General features: G+C 61.1%; 17 protein-coding genes. 7 read left to right on the top strand and 10 right to left on the bottom strand.

Annotation, left to right across the window (positions count from 1 at the left end; translation table 11 throughout):
* Positions 1-128 precede the first annotated feature (128 nt).
* Together NKI01_RS09435 and NKI01_RS09440 are read left to right on the top strand one after the other, a co-directional pair.
* Complete coding sequence (locus NKI01_RS09435) at positions 129-716, top strand: BA14K family protein (RefSeq protein WP_352483023.1); 588 nt, start codon at positions 129-131, stop codon at positions 714-716.
* 175 nt (positions 717-891) lie between these two features.
* Positions 892-1,176, top strand: a complete 285-nt coding sequence (locus tag NKI01_RS09440; RefSeq protein ID WP_352483022.1) for a PilZ domain-containing protein — start codon at positions 892-894, stop codon at positions 1,174-1,176.
* Positions 1,177-1,187: 11 nt separating this feature from the next.
* Here the strand turns inward: NKI01_RS09440 and NKI01_RS09445 are convergent, their stop codons facing one another.
* The 5 genes from NKI01_RS09445 to NKI01_RS09465 form a co-directional block, all read right to left on the bottom strand.
* On the bottom strand, positions 1,188-1,811 hold the full coding sequence (locus NKI01_RS09445; RefSeq protein WP_352788440.1) for a hypothetical protein: 624 nt from the start codon (positions 1,809-1,811) through the stop codon (positions 1,188-1,190).
* Complete coding sequence (locus tag NKI01_RS09450; protein ID WP_352844452.1) at positions 1,804-2,325, bottom strand: hypothetical protein; 522 nt, start codon at positions 2,323-2,325, stop codon at positions 1,804-1,806. The genes NKI01_RS09445 and NKI01_RS09450 overlap by 8 nt, the downstream gene beginning before the upstream one ends.
* A 495-nt stretch (positions 2,326-2,820) precedes the next feature.
* The gene (locus NKI01_RS09455) at positions 2,821-3,798 is read right to left on the bottom strand and encodes a DUF3592 domain-containing protein (RefSeq protein ID WP_352483017.1); all 978 of its coding nucleotides are present in this window, start codon (positions 3,796-3,798) and stop codon (positions 2,821-2,823) included.
* 238 nt (positions 3,799-4,036) lie between these two features.
* Entirely contained in the window at positions 4,037-5,056 is a 1,020-nt protein-coding gene (ilvC, locus tag NKI01_RS09460) for a ketol-acid reductoisomerase (RefSeq protein WP_352639676.1), read from the bottom strand.
* A 23-nt stretch (positions 5,057-5,079) separates the two neighbouring features.
* Entirely contained in the window at positions 5,080-5,733 is a 654-nt protein-coding gene (locus NKI01_RS09465) for a TetR/AcrR family transcriptional regulator (protein ID WP_023720781.1), read from the bottom strand.
* A gap of 156 nt (positions 5,734-5,889) precedes the next feature.
* Between NKI01_RS09465 and NKI01_RS09470 the strand changes: the two genes are divergently transcribed.
* Entirely contained in the window at positions 5,890-6,318 is a 429-nt protein-coding gene (locus NKI01_RS09470; RefSeq protein WP_023720782.1) for an anthrone oxygenase family protein, read from the top strand.
* A 37-nt stretch (positions 6,319-6,355) separates the two neighbouring features.
* On the opposite strand, the gene NKI01_RS09475 is transcribed toward NKI01_RS09470, so the two are convergent.
* Entirely contained in the window at positions 6,356-6,808 is a 453-nt protein-coding gene (locus NKI01_RS09475; protein ID WP_352495188.1) for a MarR family winged helix-turn-helix transcriptional regulator, read from the bottom strand.
* 100 nt (positions 6,809-6,908) lie between these two features.
* Here NKI01_RS09475 and NKI01_RS09480 point away from each other — a divergent pair, with 100 nt between their 5' ends.
* On the top strand, positions 6,909-7,214 hold the full coding sequence (locus NKI01_RS09480) for a Rieske (2Fe-2S) protein (protein WP_352962941.1): 306 nt from the start codon (positions 6,909-6,911) through the stop codon (positions 7,212-7,214).
* A 1-nt stretch (position 7,215) separates the two neighbouring features.
* Complete coding sequence (locus NKI01_RS09485) at positions 7,216-7,941, top strand: glutathione S-transferase family protein (protein ID WP_352590032.1); 726 nt, start codon at positions 7,216-7,218, stop codon at positions 7,939-7,941.
* A 255-nt stretch (positions 7,942-8,196) separates the two neighbouring features.
* Here NKI01_RS09485 and NKI01_RS09490 read toward each other — a convergent pair whose 3' ends face one another.
* A complete protein-coding gene (locus NKI01_RS09490; RefSeq protein ID WP_023720786.1) occupies positions 8,197-8,607 on the bottom strand; it encodes a winged helix-turn-helix transcriptional regulator in 411 nt (136 codons plus the stop codon).
* Between the two features lie 135 nt (positions 8,608-8,742).
* Between NKI01_RS09490 and NKI01_RS09495 the strand changes: the two genes are divergently transcribed.
* Positions 8,743-9,633: an SDR family oxidoreductase gene (locus tag NKI01_RS09495; RefSeq protein WP_352962946.1), complete on the top strand. Its 891-nt coding sequence runs from the start codon at positions 8,743-8,745 to the stop codon at positions 9,631-9,633.
* A 41-nt stretch (positions 9,634-9,674) separates the two neighbouring features.
* On the opposite strand, the gene NKI01_RS09500 is transcribed toward NKI01_RS09495, so the two are convergent.
* From NKI01_RS09500 to NKI01_RS09510, 3 genes are all read right to left on the bottom strand, one after another.
* Positions 9,675-11,594 carry a potassium transporter Kup gene (locus tag NKI01_RS09500; RefSeq protein ID WP_352962949.1) on the bottom strand — a complete coding sequence of 640 codons (1,920 nt, stop codon included), beginning with the start codon at positions 11,592-11,594 and terminating at the stop codon, positions 9,675-9,677.
* A gap of 158 nt (positions 11,595-11,752) precedes the next feature.
* Positions 11,753-13,666, bottom strand: coding sequence for a potassium transporter Kup (locus NKI01_RS09505; protein ID WP_352962952.1), 1,914 nt, complete (start codon positions 13,664-13,666; stop codon positions 11,753-11,755).
* Between the two features lie 97 nt (positions 13,667-13,763).
* Complete coding sequence (locus NKI01_RS09510) at positions 13,764-14,504, bottom strand: pyridoxine 5'-phosphate synthase (protein ID WP_352962955.1); 741 nt, start codon at positions 14,502-14,504, stop codon at positions 13,764-13,766.
* A gap of 114 nt (positions 14,505-14,618) precedes the next feature.
* Here NKI01_RS09510 and NKI01_RS09515 point away from each other — a divergent pair, with 114 nt between their 5' ends.
* Positions 14,619-15,023, top strand: a complete 405-nt coding sequence (locus NKI01_RS09515; protein ID WP_023720790.1) for a SpoIIAA family protein — start codon at positions 14,619-14,621, stop codon at positions 15,021-15,023.
* Positions 15,024-15,028 lie beyond the last annotated feature (5 nt).

Consider the following 15,028-nt stretch of genomic DNA (forward strand, 5'->3'; position numbering starts at 1 on the left):
CGATTGACCGCGCGCTCGTCATGGTTGATGGAACCTTTTTTGTTCATCCTCCGTTCAGATGGAAAGTTCCATGAATGGGCTCTTCCCTGGGTATTCTGGGCGTGGGGCCTGAATCTTAGGAGAGTGCGATGAAACCGCTCTTTTTATCTTCCGTCAGATCCGGGCTGATGGCCCTCGGTCTGATAGCCGGCCTCTCGGCCCCCTCGCTTGCCGGGCCGATGCCCAAACCCCTGCTGCCGGTGGCGGGCAATGCCGCCGACATCGTGCAAATTCGTGAAGATTGGGCAGGCGGCAACGACAGGCAGATCTGGCGTTGGCGCCATCGCGGCTTTCGGCAATGGCACGGCGACAATGATTGGAGATGGCGGTCCAACAATTTCCGCGGCCGTCATTTTTCGAGACACTGGGACAATGGCGGCTGGGACGACAGCTGGCGTAGGCGCCATCATCGCCGCCATTACCGTGGCGGCTACTATGATGATGGTGGTGCGGGCGCCGCGATTCTTGGCTTGGGCCTGGGGCTCGGCCTTGGCAGCCTGTACAACAACTACAACTACTACGACGCGCCGCCACCGCGGCGCTATTACCGGACACAGCGGCTGTCCAGCGCGCATGTCCAATGGTGTTACAATCGCTACCGGTCGTACCGCGCCTGGGACAACACGTTCCAGCCCTACAACGGCCCGCGCCAGCAATGCTATTCGCCCTATAGCTGAGCAGGCCGACAACAAGCATCATTCGGCGCCGTGCTTCGCGGCGCCTTTTTCTTTCAGCCAGGAATCGCGAAAATCGTCCAGCCTCCACCAGCGATAACGCTATTTTTATCAGCCAGGTCTAATAATCCTCCCGATCAGAACGCCCGAGACGCGAAAGATCGCTGGATTGCGTACGATGGCCGAGGACGAACAGAGGGACAAACGCCGGCAGCGCGTCTTGAAGGGCGCGGCGATCCTGACCGGCATGACCAACTCCGAGGTCACATGCACGCTGCGCAACATGCATGCCGGCGGTGCCGAATTGAAGGTCTCGATCGACGCGCGCGTGCCCGATGAGTTCCTGCTCTACGTTCCAACCGACGGCATTGCCTACAAGGCGGAGGTCCGCTGGCGCCGCGAGGACCGAATTGGGGTGATGTTCACCGGCACCGAACCAAAGCCCAGCTGGCACTACGGTTGAGGTTCCCGGCCCTATCCGGGTGGCAGGACTTGCAGTGTCTGCTCGTCAAACAGCGGCTCCTCCTGGCCAACGCGAATGAACAGAAGCTTTCGCAGCTCGGGTGATTGTACCTCGAAATACTGAATGCCGTCCGGGGCTTCGCCCCATTCGCCGCATGGCGGTTCGCCGACCTCGTCAGGGTCTGCAACGGCTTTCAATTCACTGAGATAAACGGCATCGGGACTGAAGACATACCGCAGGGTGCCCGTGGGCGTGACCCCTTCGGTGTAAGGCATGAGCACGCAACGTGTGCTGACAGCCTTCTCGGTCTTCTGCGAGTATATTCGCTGCAACGCGGCGCCAGCGGCCTCGCCCGGCAGCATATCGAAGACTTCGACGACGGGATCGGCCGGCCCGCCATCGCTGTATTTGATGGCAAGAGCATTGCCGCCAAGCTCGAAATGGATCTGGCGGAATCCGAAATCGCAGCGCTGTACCCAGGCAGCCAGCCCGACATCTCTGTCCGCCAGCCGTTCCCAGGTGCATTTGTCGACAGGCGGACGCGACGGCTTGCTTTGGTCGGCACGCGCCCCGATGGCCATGGCCAGAAGGACCGGCAGGGCGCAGATGCAGGCCGGCAGTCTCTTGCTATTCATCGCTGCAACCCGTCAAGGTAAAGGCATCCCAGGCCGAGCCATCGGGATTGGCTTTGGCGAAATCGGGCCATTCGGTCAACATCGCGCCGAAGTCAGGCAACAGCAACCCTGTCGGTGCCGGCGAGGCTTCGCGAGAGCTCAACTGCTCGGCACCGCCTGCGTTGAACGCATAGACCTGCCCATCCCACACTCTGCACAGCCCGGTGCCGTCCTCGAGACCCGCCTCACGATCGTCGTCGTTGCAGGTGTGCCGAATCGTCCCCACAGGAAACGAGTACTTGCCATTGGTCCAGGTGATGTCCGATGGCAGGCGAATGGGGGTATTGGGCACGATCAGCGAAAAGACCTCTGTCGTCAGCGCGGCCGGTTCGCGGTCGATGGGCCGGAACTGTATCGTCGCTCCCGAACGCGGCTCGCGATAGGTCGCGTGGCTTAGCGAACATTCTGTCGCGTTCGCTGCTTGCAACAGGCTCAGCATGCTCAGAAAAATAGCTGCTGCTTTGCGGATGATCATTTGAGTCCCTGGAGCAGCAGCATTGTGAAGTTTAAGCATCGATGCTTTAGCATGGCCCGAGGCCCGGTCGAAAGAAAGAAATCGATGATGCGAAATCTCTTGATGCTCATTTCGATCTTAACATTTTCGTGCGGCAGCGCCTTTGCCACGGAACCCTATGTGGGCACATGGTCCCGGGACAGATCGAACTGTACCGCCGTCGCGGATGTTCAACGCCAGACTGTTTACACATTGTACCCTGAGGCACTGTCGGTTCCTGCTTTCGGCTGCGAACACGCAACGTTTCGCAAGATATCCACGGGCTGGGTGGCGCGGGCCAGCCAATGCTACGGTTCTGATCCCACGATCGAAGAGCCGTTCTCGCGTCTCGTCCATATCGTTGGCAATGGCACGACGGTGAGATTGACCTGGCCTGGCTTCGACAGCGGAGTTCTTGTCAGATGCTGACGACAGGTGCCTTCTTCCGCTGGATATGCAGCATCTAGAACAGCAGCTTCAGATTACGCCTACCAGAAGCGCGGCTCCACCAAGGAAGCCAGCGGCGCAGATCCACAGTAGCCAAAGCCCACGCACCCTGCATTCGAGAACGGCTGCAGCCGGATTGGCGGGATCGTAGTAGACCTCGACCTTGTCGCCCTCGAGGTAGCGCTGCGATTGACCGCTGACGAGGCTCGGCAGCGACGCCGTCACGTTTGCGCCGAAAGCGATGCGATCGGCGGCGTAGCGCTGGCCGGCAACGCTATAGCTGTAGACGATGCGGGATTTGAAAACTGTGTGCCAAGGCCGATAGCCGCCTCCGGACCTGTCGCGGGTCTCGACTTTCTGCAGGCCCGAGGCGTCGATGCGTCCTGCCGTGATGGGCCACTTGGCCGCCTGTTCCGCAAGTGACTTCTGGGCAAAGCCCATGCGCAGGACAAACAATCCCATGAAAAGCAGCAGGGCCGCGGCGCCGAGGTTCTGCGGCTTGGGCAAAAACGGCCGGATCGCTTCCAGGACGCCGCCAACGGAGAAGACCAATACCAGCGCGCCGACCACCAACCCGGCCGAAAGCTGGACCATGAATTTGAAGGAACCGTCGGGCATGGTGCGTTCGATCACGGCCTTGGCTGGATCGGCCGGATTGTAGAAGACGGTTACGCCGGCCCCGTTTGGAAATTTCGCAAGGGTTTCCGCCACCGCAAAGTTTCCAAGGTTCTCCTGCACGCTGTAGTGCGAACTGCGAAACTTCTTGCCGTTCACCTTGTATTCGAAGGTGATCGCCGGGAAGTTGCGCATCTCGGTCGACCCTCTGCTGTCCGAACCGGATCCCGAACTGGTCACCTCGCGAGCCTCGACCCGCGACGAGATGATCTTTCCCTGCGTCGGAGACCAGCGGCTGACCGCCCTCACCTCCCACCACTTCAGCAAGGTGACGAGGGACAGCATGCCGGCAACCGCGCCGGCAAACCCGACCAACAGAAATTTGAGTTCCAACGCTCACCCCCTTGGCCATTTTGTGCCATGCCCTGCACACGCATACCACGACAGCGGGAATAGCGCGCCTGCTGAGAAATCAACGCAAAAAGGCCGGCGGATCGCTCCGCCGGCTTTCTTGATCGACAATGAAATTGCGATCAGTTCTTGGCCTTGTCGACCAGCTTGTTCTTGGAAATTCCCACGCGCCCGCAGGGCGAAGCCCGAGGATGCGTAACGAAACGAACGTGGATTTCCTTCAGTTCTTGGCCTTGTCGACCAGCTTGTTCTTGGAAATCCACGGCATCATCGCGCGCAGCTTGGCGCCGACTTCCTCGATCTGGTGGCTGTCGTTGTTGCGGCGGATGCCCTTGAAGCGCGACATGCCGGCGCGGTATTCCTGCATCCATTCCGAGGTGAACTTGCCAGTCTGGATGTCCTTGAGCACGCGCTTCATCTCGGCCTTGGTCTCGGCGGTGATGATGCGCGGACCCGAGACGTATTCGCCCCATTCGGCGGTGTTCGAGATCGAATAGTTCATGTTGGCGATGCCGCCTTCATAGATCAGGTCGACGATTAGCTTGACCTCGTGCAGGCACTCGAAATAGGCCATTTCCGGCGCATAGCCCGCTTCCACCAGTGTCTCGAAACCGGCGCGGATCAACTCGACCAGACCGCCGCACAACACCACCTGCTCGCCGAACAGGTCGGTCTCGCACTCCTCGCGGAAATTGGTCTCGATGATGCCCGAACGGCCACCGCCGACGCCGCAGGCGTAGGAGAGCGCCAAATCGAGCGCATTGCCCGAAGCGTCCTGGTTGACCGCGACCAGGCACGGCACGCCGCCACCCTTCTGGTATTCGCCGCGCACCGTGTGGCCCGGGCCCTTTGGCGCGATCATGACGACGTCGACCGAGGCTTTTGGCTCGATCAGGCCAAAATGCACGTTGAGGCCGTGGGCGAAGGCGATCGCCGCGCCGTCGCGGATGTTCGGCGCGACCTCTGATCTGTAGATGTCGGCCTGCAGCTCGTCGGGCGTCGCCATCATCATCAGGTCGGCCCATTTGGCGGCATCGGCCACACTCATCACCTTGAGCCCGTCGGCCTCGACCTTCTTCGCGGTCGCCGAGCCGGCCTTGAGGCCAATGGCGATATCCTTGACGCCGGAATCCTTGAGGTTGAGCGCATGCGCCCTGCCCTGGCTGCCATAGCCGATGATGGCAACCTTCTTGCCTTTGATCAGGTTGAGATCGGCGTCGCGATCGTAATAGACACGCATTTTTCTTCCTTCCCGTTTTGAATTCAGAGGCCCTGCGGCCCGGTTTTTGCCCCGTAAAGAGCGAGAAACTGCTGCGTCGCCCGGACGGCATCGCCGCCGATCGCCGCATCAGTCAATTCCAGCCGGTCGCCGAGCAGCAGGCGGATCTGCACGTCGCGGGCGACCAGCCCGAAAAAGGTGCGGAAAGCCATCTCAGCGTCGGAAAACTCGAGGAAACCAGCTTCCTTGCCTGCCTCCAGCACCGGCTTCAGCCGCCTGGCCAGCGCGAAGCGGCCGTTCTCCAGCACGATGGCGCCGAGATCGTCCTTCCCCGAACTAGCATGGCCGACCGCCACCCGGTTCAGCGCGATCGAGGTGTCGCTCGAAATTACCCTGAGCCAGTCCGAAGCGAAGCGTTCGAGGCTCGCCGTCAGCGAGGCAAGATCGAGTCCCTTGCGGTCGACCGGCACTACCCGCACCTTGGACGCCTGCCATTGCACCGTTGCCGTCAACAGCCCGTCGCGATCGCCGAACCATTTGTAGAGCGTCTCCTTCGAGCAGCTCGCCCGCCGCGCCACGGCGGTCATGGTCAACTGATCGCCCTCTTCGACCAGCAGGCGAAGGGCGGCGTCGAGCACGGCCTTCTGCCGCTCCGTCAGCGTCTCGCTGGTGTCGATGTCGGTCACAGCGTGCAACACAGTCTTTCCTCAGGAGGCGAACTCACCCGCAGTTCAGATATGAACTCGACAGCGTACCGTACGTTACGGTTCGGCTTTATGGCGTATTGCCCGACCCGGCGCAAGCCTTTATTTCTGTAGCTTGCTCCATGCGGGGCATTACGGGAGACACGGATCATGCTCGCCGGATTGCTTGCCTTGACCGTTGCCGCTGTGTTTGCAGGCGCGGCTATCTACGTCAGCGTCGCCGAACAGCCGGCGCGGCTTCGCCTCGATGACAAAGCATTGCTGCAGGAATGGCAGCCTTCCTACAAGCGCGGCGCCGCCATGCAGGCCTCGATCGCCGTCATCGCCTGTATTCTGGGCCTCGTCGCGTGGTGGCAGACCGGCAATCTCGCTTATCTGGCCGGCGCCGTGCTGATCATCCTGCCTTGGCCATGGACGCTGCTGGTGATGATGCCGGCAAATCGGCTGCTGGAGGTGATGGACGCTAACACCGTCAATCCTGAGGCTCGGACAATGATCGTCAAATGGGGCAATCTGCATCTGGTCCGCGTCGGGCTTGGGGTTCTGGCGACATTGGCATTCCTTTGGGGCAGTGCCTGACCTCGCAGATCCGCGCCATCTTCGGCGCGAAGGCGTGTCACGCCAGGGCGGGCGGATCTCGCAGGCGCCCAAGCAGAGCCGACAGCGTGTCCAGATCATCGTTGGAAAGCTGGGAGCCGACCAACTCCGATATCGAGCGGCCGTAGACGACCCACATGCGGCGGCGCGTCTCGCGCCCCTTGCCGGTGATGCGGATGGTTTGCCCGCGGCCGTCATCGGCAACTGGAAGCTTCTCGACCTGCCCGTCGGCTTCGAGCCGCGCCAGCAGCCGCGAGATGTTGTATTGCGCAAACAGGGTGCGCTCGGTGAGTTGGAACGGCCGCAATCCGCCCTCGCCCGCCTCGGCAAGCTCATGCAGCACGTCGTACCAGGCAAGCGGCGGCAGGCCACTGTCCTTCAGCGCGTCCTCGGCACTTTCCAACAACTGGCGCGAAACCCGCATCAGGCGGGCCCAGGCTTTGATTGCTGGAGGTGAAGGAATCCCGGTCATGATTACATCGTAGGCGATAGATGCAACTGCATCAAGCTTGACGATTGATGCAAATGCATCTATATAGATGCAATCGCATCAATCATGAAAGGCAATTCCGATGAAGCATGAAATCTGCAGGATCGCCGACATTCCGGAAACAGGCAGCCTGATCGCTCCGTTTTTCGGCCGCGAGGTCCATGCCTACCGCAGCGGCGAGCGTATCCGCGCCTCCGCCAACGTCTGCCTGCACTTCGGTGGCCCGCTCGACTGCAAGGACGGCAAGCTCGTCTGCCAATGGCACGGCGCCTCGTTCGACATGGCGAACGGTGATCGCCTCGAAGGCCCAGCGCCGAAGGGCTCCCGCCTGATGTTCCTCTCCACCCGCGTCGAGAACGGCGCCTTGAACTATGTCTGGGGAGAGTGAGATGACCGACAAGCTCATCCTCGTCAGCCACCATCTTTGTCCCTATGTGCAGCGCGCGGCGATTTCGCTTCGCGAAAAGGGCGTGCCGTTCGAGCGCATCGCCGTCGATCTCGCCAACAAGCCTGCCTGGTTCAAGGCGATATCGCCGCTCGGCAAGGTGCCGCTGCTTCGCGTTGAGCATGACGGCCAGGAAACGGTGATCTTCGAATCGCTCGTCATCCTCGAATTCCTCGAGGAAACCCAGCCCAATCCGCTGCATCCCACCGATCCCTATGCCCGTGCCCGACATCGCGCCTGGATCGAGTTTGGCTCGGCAATCCTCAATGCCATCGGCCGCTTCTATTCAGCGCCTACGGAAGCCGCGTTGCTCGCCGAAAGCGAGGCGCTATCGGCGATGTTCGATCGCCTGGAAGTGGAACTGGCGAATGGCGCGGTTGGGCCGTGGTTCGCCGGTGAGCGCTTTTCACTGGTCGACGCGGTCTACGGGCCGATTTTCCGCTATTTCGACGTCTTCGACCGGATCGGCGATTTCGGCATCCTGGACGGAAAGCCGCATGTCCAGGTGTGGCGCGAGGCGTTGCGCAAACGCCCATCCGTGAAGGACGCGGTCGCTCCCGATTATCCGCAACGCCTCCATACATTCCTACAGGCGAAGGGCTCGCACCTTTCGGAAATCATCCGCCGAAACGATCCGGCCACCGGGCTTCCGCAAGCCCGATCGGCTTGAATGGATTGATCACAGTGCCTGTAATCATCGAGGCAAGGATATTCGTTTCCGGCGGAATGCTTGCCACTGGCCACCAGCCTGTCGCGGACGCAAGCCTCCAGCGCAGTATCGATACGTCCGTTCCGATGAGCGCGTAACTGATCGCCGCGCCGGCAATCGCGATGTCCAGAGAATTGCCCATTTGCCCGACCCGACCCAGGCCGGACAATCCTTCAGCGCTGTCGCTAAATCAAGCCGCCGTCTCGGCCTTGAGGCTCAGCCTTCGGCAGCATCGAAAACCTTCCGCGCCTCGCGTACAGCGCCGTGATTGAGCTCGGCCCATTGGATCAGCTGATGCAAGGGTCCAAACATCGAGCGCCCGAGATCGGTGAGGCTGTATTCAACGCTCGGCGGTTTGGTCGGAAAAACCTCGCGATGCACATAGCCGTCGCGCTGCAGATCGTGCAGCGTCTGAGTGAGCATGCGCTGTGAAATATCGGGCACGAGGCGCCGCAACTCGCCGAAGCGGTACGGCTTCTCGGCCAAGGCCTCCATCAGCAGCGAACTCCATTTGTTGCTTATGCCCTGGATCACATCGCGAACCGGGCAATCCGCAAGGTTTCCGCCACCGCTGCCTGCTTTGTAGATCTCGAGCTTCGATCTCAGATTGACGATCTTGCCGTCCATGGCTGGTTCCCTGGCTGTGCCTAACTCCCGCAAAACTGCCTTCTTTACGAGGATGGGTCAATTCCTATTTTAGTGCTGGTCTCTTTTGGAGACTAACATTGCACCCGCCGCTCCGGCGCAACGTCAGGACCTTTCATGACCGACACCCTTCTCGTCACCGGCGCCTCCGGCCAGCTTGGCCGCGGCGTCATCAATCATCTGCTTGACACGCTCAAGGTCTCCCCTCAGCGCATCATCGCCGCCACCCGCAATCCGGAAAATCTGGCCGATCTGGCAGCGCGCGGCGTCACCATCAGGGCGGCCGACTTCGACGACACCGCATCGCTGGCCAATGCGTTTACGGGCGCCGACAGGGTTCTGATCATTTCGACGAACGAGCTTGCCCTTCCGGGCAAGCGCCTGAAGCAACATGAGACCGCGGTCGCCGCAGCAAAAGGCGCGGGCGTTTCGCACCTGCTCTACACATCGATGCCCAATCCCGAGCCCGGATCGCCGGTGCTGTTTGCGCCCGATCACCACGGCACCGAGCAGGCGATCAAGGCGAGTGGTATCCCCTACACCATCTTCCGCAATGGCTGGTACCAGGAGAACCTGTTCATGGCGTTGCCGCACGCCATCGCCTCGGGGCAGTGGTACACATCCGCTGGAGACGGCCGCATTGCCCATGGCGCGCGCGACGACATGGCCGCGGCAATCGCCGCCGGCCTCGCTTCGAGCGCAACCGACAGCACGACATACACGCTGACCGGCCCCAAGGCCCACACGATGGCCGAAATTGCAGCCCTCGTCACCGAGATCACCGGCAAGCCGATCGAAGTTGTCCAGCTTTCGGATGAAGCGCTGACCGAGGGATTGAAGGCAGCCGGCGTTCCCGAGGCTTTCGCTCCCGTCATCGTTTCCTTCGACACCAACACGCGCTCCGGCCGCATCAGCATGGTAACGGACGCGGTCGAGACGCTGTCCGGCAGGAAGCCGCAGCCGCTGAAGCAATTTCTTGAAGCAAACAAGGCGGCTCTGGTGAGCTGAGCCTCACAATGGCCGTGCCCTCAAAGGGCACGGCCATTTGTTCAAATAGCCACCTGCGTCCCGATCTCGACGACGCGTCCGGTCGGGATCTGGAAATATTCCGTCGCATCAGCCGCCGAGCGCGCCAGCCCGATGAACAGCTTGTCTTGCCAGACCGGCATGCCGGAATTGGGCGAGGCCTTGAGCGAGCGCCGCGACAGGAAGAAGGATGTCGTCATGATGTCGAACTTCCAGCCCTGCTTGCGGCAGATCGCCAGCGCACGCGGGATGTTGGGCTGCTCCATATAGCCGAAGGTCAGCGTCACCCGCATGAACAGTTCGTTGACCGTCTCCATCTTGACGCGCTCGCTGTCGGGCACAACCGGCTGCGGTGCCGTCACCACCGAAAGGATGACGTTCTGCTCGTGCAGCACCTTGTAGTGCTTCAGGCTGTGCATCAGCGCCGTCGGCGCGCTCAGCGGATCGCTGGTCAGGAACACCGCGGTGCCCGATACCAGATGCGGCTTCTTCTTCAGCAGATTGCCGGCAAGGAAATCGAGCGGGATCTCGTTTCGGCGGGTCTTTTCGAACAAATAGCGGCTGCCGCGGATCCAGGTCCACATGGTCAGCACAATAACCGCGGCAATGGCAAGCGAGGACCAGCCCCCTTCAAACACCTTGACTATGTTGGCTGCAAAGAAGCCGGTATCGACGAAGGCGAACACCGCCATCAGGGCGACCGCGACGCCGAGCGGCCATTTCCAGATGCGCGTCATTACAACAAAAAGCAGTATGTTCGTCACCAGCATGTTGCCGGTCACCGAAATACCGTAGGCCGAGGCCAGGCGGCTGGATTCGCCGAAGCCGACCACCAGCAACATCACCACCAGCGCCAGCATCAGGTTGATGCGCGGCAGATAGATCTGGCCCGACTGTTTTTCCGACGTGTGCTGGATGACGAAGCGCGGCAGCATATTGAGCTGCACCGCCTGTCTGGTCAGCGAAAAAGCGCCGGAGATCACCGCCTGGCTGGCGATCACGGTCGCCGCCGTCGCCAGCACGACCATCGGAATAAGCGTCCAGCCCTGGTTCATCTCGAAGAATGGATGACCGACAACGCCGCCATTTGCCAGCACGAAGGCGCCTTGCCCGACATAGTTGAGCAACAGACAAGGGAACACGATTGCCAGCCAGGCGAGCACGATCGGCTTGCGGCCGAAATGGCCGAGATCGGCATAGAGCGCCTCGGCGCCGGTAACGGCGAGGAAGACCGCACCAACCGTGACGAAGGCGACGTCGGGCGAGTTGACCAGGAACGACACGATGTAATGCGGGCTGATTGCCAGCAGAATTTCCGGATCGGCGATGATGTGGTTAATGCCGGAAAGGCCGATGGCCAGGAACCATAGCGCCGTGACTGGCCCGAACACCAATCCTACGCCGCCGGTGCCGAACCGCTGTACCGCAAACACGATCGCCAGGATGGCCAGCGTCAGCGGCACCACATAGGGTTGGAATGTCGGCGTGACGACATTCATGCCTTCGACCGCCGACAGCACCGAGATCGCCGGCGTAATGACTGCGTCGCCGAAAAAAAGCGCCGCGCCGACAATGCCGATGCCGAGGATCACCGCCGAGCGGGTCGGGAAACTGTTGCGCGCCAGCGCCATCAGCGACAGCACCCCGCCCTCGCCGCGATTGTCGGCACGAAGCACGAACATGATGTATTTGATGGTGACGGTGATCGTCAGCGACCAGATGATCAGCGAGAGTACGCCCAGGATGTCGCCACGGTTGGCGACGTTGCCACCGGCTGATGCATGCAACGCCTCTCGGAATGCATAGATCGGGCTGGTGCCGATATCGCCGTAAACCACACCGAGTGCGCCCAGCATCAGCACCTTGGTGCTGTGCTGCTCGACCTCAGAATGGCTCGATTGTTCGACAAGTTCTGCCTCGTTACCAGCATTGGTAAGGGCCATGGACGACACTCCGATAAGCGGGCGGTGCTCTACGCTTGCTGCGCTGCAATATCAAGTGCCGTCACGTAATGGCTCCGTCCCGATATTGCGAGTCCTCCACGACTTGGCAGACTCAGTCCCATCGGCAGACTACCTGGAATGTCGCAACGGACACGTTTTCAAATAGCCACCTGCGTCCCGATCTCGACGACGCGTCCGGTCGGGATCTGGAAATATTCCGTCGCATCAGCCGCCGAGCGCGCCAGGCCGATGAACAGCTTGTCTTGCCAGACCGGCATGCCGGAATTGGGCGAGGCCTTGAGCGAGCGCCGCGACAGGAAGAAGGATGTCGTCATGATGTCGAACTTCCAGCCCTGCTTGCGGCAGATCGCCAGCGCACGCGGGATGTTGGGCTGCTCCATATAGCCGAAGGTCAGCGTCACCCGCATGAACAGTTCGTTGACCGTCTCCATCTTGACGCGCTCGCTGTCGGGCACAACCGGCTGCGGTGCCGTCACCACCGAAAGGATGACATTCTGCTCGTGCAGCACCTTGTAGTGCTTGAGGCTGTGCATCAGCGCGGTCGGCGCGCTCAGCGGATCGCTGGTCAGGAACACTGCGGTGCCCGACACCAGATGCGGCTTCTTCTTCAGCAGATTGCCGGCAAGGAAATCCAGCGGAATCTCGTTCCGGCGGGTTTTGTCGAACAAATAGCGGGTGCCGCGGATCCATGTGGACATGATCAGCCCCATGGCGCAAGCGACTGTTATCGAGACCCACCCGCCTTCGAGGATCTTGACGATGTTTGCGAGGAAAAATCCGGTATCGATCGTGCCAAACAGCAGTGTGAGCGCCGCCGCCAGTGCAAGCTGCCATTTCCACCGGAACCGCATCACGACAAACAGCAGGATGGTTGTCATCAGCATTTCGCCAGTCACCGAAATGCCATAGGCGGAAGCCAGCGAACTCGAACCGCCAAAGCCGACCACCAGCAACATCACGCCCAGCGCAACCACCAGATTGACGCGCGGCATGTAGATCTGGCCGGATTGCATTTCGGACGTATGCTGCACCTCGATGCGCGGAAGCAGATTGAGCTGCACCGCCTGGCGGGTCAGCGAGAAAGCGCCGGAGATCACCGCCTGACTGGCGATCACGGTCGCTGCCGTGGCCAACCCAACCATAGGCATCAGCGCCCAATCGGGCAGCATCTGGAAGAATGGATTGGTGGGTTTGCCGCCGTTGGCCAGAACGAACGCGCCTTGTCCGAAATAGTTGAGGAGCAAACAAGGGAACACCACGGAGAACCACGCCAGCACGATCGGCCTGCGCCCGAAATGACCGAGATCGACATAGAGGGCTTCGGCCCCGGTGACCGCCAGGAACACCGCCCCGACCGTAACGAAAGCGCCGGTGGGCGTATTGGCCAGATAAGCGACCGCGTAATAGGGATTGATCGCCAGCAGGACCGACGGGTCGTCCAGCAGATGGTAGACCCCGGCGGCGCCGATCGCCAGGAACCACACTGCCGTCACCGGTCCGAACACGGCCGCCACCCTGCCGGTGCCAAAGCGTTGCACGGCAAAAAGCATTGCCAGGATGATCAGCGTGATCGGAACCACGTAAGTTTCCAGCGTCGGGGTCACCACTTCCAGGCCTTCGACCGCCGAAAGCACGGAGATGGCCGGCGTTATAATGGCGTCGCCGAAAAACAGCGCCGCGCCGCAGAGCCCGATCCCCAGGATGAGCTTGGCTCCATTGGGATAAGCGCTGCGCGCAAGCGACATCAGCGACAGCGTGCCGCCCTCGCCCTTGTTGTCGGCTCTGAGCACAAAGGCGACGTATTTTATCGTGACGATGATCGTCAGAGCCCAGACGATAAGCGACAGCACGCCGAGGACGTCGTTGCGGGCGACCGGCCCCGACGATGCGTGCAGCGCTTCGCGAAACGCGTAAATTGGACTGGTGCCGATATCGCCGTAGACCACGCCCAGCGCGCCCAGCATCAGCACCTTGGTACTGTGCTGCTCGACTGTGGAGTGGCTGGATTGCTCGATGGGTTCTGCCTCGCTACCAGCGTTGGCAAGGGCCATGGACGACACTCCCATAGACGTGCGGTGCTCTATGCTGCGGGGATGGAAAGGACGCGCTGCCATGCCGGGAACGCACGGCCTATCGGCTCGCCTCTCTCTACCAGCCACAAGCCTTCAGAAACCGCCTGACCGTTGCGGCCATGCCATACTCCAACGCATCGGCTGTCAACCCATGTCCGATCGACACTTCGGCCAATGCCGGGATGCGCCTGGCCAGTGCCGGCAAATTGCTCACCACAAGGTCGTGCCCGGCATTGACCTGGAGCCCTGTAGCAAGTGCGGCATCCGCCGTCTTTCCCAATTTCTCCAATTCCTTCGCCGCTTTTGCCGAATCGGAATGATAGCTGCCATATGGACCCGTGTAGAGTTCGATCCGGTCGGCGCCGGTGTCGCGAGCGGCTTTCACGCCATCGGGATCCGGATCGGAAAAGAGCGATACGCGAAAGCCTCCCTTCTTCAGGCGCTTGACGACCGGTGTCAGGAACGCAGCCCCGGCGGCGAAGTTCCAGCCATGGTCGGAAGTCGCCTGCACCGGGTCGTCGGGCACCAGCGTCACCTGTTCCGGCTGATGCTTTTCCACAAGCGCCAGGAACTCCTCGGTCGGATAGCCCTCGATGTTGAATTCCGCACTCGGGAACTCGTCGTCGATCAGCGCCCTGATCTCAGGCAGATCGGAATGCCTGGTGTGCCGCTCGTCGGGTCGCGGGTGCACCGTCAGCCCATGCGCACCGGCGGCAAGGGCGATGCGTCCGAGCCCCGTCACGCTTGGCCACGGCAGGTCGCGCCGGTTGCGCAGCATGGCGATGGCATTGAGGTTGACGGAAAGCTTTGCAGGCATTTGCACGGTTCCAGGCTGATCTCGGCGCGCATCTATAGCGCCTTTAAGGGGAACAGACAGAGGGTTTCAGGTGTTCCAGGGGAACGAAGAAAATCGAGCGCAAGGAGTTTCCTGTTGAATTTTCTCGATGCCGTGCCGGCGATCCGCCGCATCGATACCGATCGCGAAGACCTCTTCGCCATCGATGTCGTCGGCCATGTCGCAGCGGCTGATGCCGAAAACCTGTTCGGATTGCTGGAGGCAGCCTACGCGCTGCACACGAAAATCGACGTGCTGGTGCGCCTGATCGATCATGAGGGTGTCGACTGGACCGACGTATCGGACGAGACGATCGAACAGGGCATAGCTCACGCGGTGGAGCATATCGGCCGCTGCGCGGCGGTCGGTGAGCCGAACTGGATAGCGGAGGCAAGAGCCTTCTTGCCAGCCTCTTTGCCTATCGAACTCCGGCATTTCGAGGCTAAGGACGAAACCGCCGCCTGGGAATGGCTTGGCGCCAGACCGATCGCCCAGCGCTGATACGG

The organism is Mesorhizobium sp. M0815 (assembly GCF_040319995.1).
Classification (GTDB): Bacteria; Pseudomonadota; Alphaproteobacteria; order Rhizobiales; family Rhizobiaceae; genus Mesorhizobium.

Coding starts and splice junctions, on each gene's coding strand:
- NKI01_RS09470 (WP_023720782.1), top strand. CDS start 5,890: ATGCTCGCCGGATTGCTTGCCTTGACCGTTGCCGCTGTGTTTGCAGGC.
- NKI01_RS09435 (WP_352483023.1), top strand. CDS start 129: ATGAAACCGCTCTTTTTATCTTCCGTCAGATCCGGGCTGATGGCCCTC.
- NKI01_RS09485 (WP_352590032.1), top strand. CDS start 7,216: ATGACCGACAAGCTCATCCTCGTCAGCCACCATCTTTGTCCCTATGTG.
- NKI01_RS09480 (WP_352962941.1), top strand. CDS start 6,909: ATGAAGCATGAAATCTGCAGGATCGCCGACATTCCGGAAACAGGCAGC.
- NKI01_RS09505 (WP_352962952.1), bottom strand. CDS start 13,666: ATGGCCCTTGCCAACGCTGGTAGCGAGGCAGAACCCATCGAGCAATCC.
- NKI01_RS09440 (WP_352483022.1), top strand. CDS start 892: ATGGCCGAGGACGAACAGAGGGACAAACGCCGGCAGCGCGTCTTGAAG.
- NKI01_RS09510 (WP_352962955.1), bottom strand. CDS start 14,504: ATGCCTGCAAAGCTTTCCGTCAACCTCAATGCCATCGCCATGCTGCGC.
- NKI01_RS09500 (WP_352962949.1), bottom strand. CDS start 11,594: ATGGCCCTTACCAATGCTGGTAACGAGGCAGAACTTGTCGAACAATCG.
- NKI01_RS09490 (WP_023720786.1), bottom strand. CDS start 8,607: ATGGACGGCAAGATCGTCAATCTGAGATCGAAGCTCGAGATCTACAAA.
- ilvC (WP_352639676.1), bottom strand. CDS start 5,056: ATGCGTGTCTATTACGATCGCGACGCCGATCTCAACCTGATCAAAGGC.
- NKI01_RS09475 (WP_352495188.1), bottom strand. CDS start 6,808: ATGACCGGGATTCCTTCACCTCCAGCAATCAAAGCCTGGGCCCGCCTG.
- NKI01_RS09495 (WP_352962946.1), top strand. CDS start 8,743: ATGACCGACACCCTTCTCGTCACCGGCGCCTCCGGCCAGCTTGGCCGC.
- NKI01_RS09450 (WP_352844452.1), bottom strand. CDS start 2,325: ATGATCATCCGCAAAGCAGCAGCTATTTTTCTGAGCATGCTGAGCCTG.
- NKI01_RS09445 (WP_352788440.1), bottom strand. CDS start 1,811: ATGAATAGCAAGAGACTGCCGGCCTGCATCTGCGCCCTGCCGGTCCTT.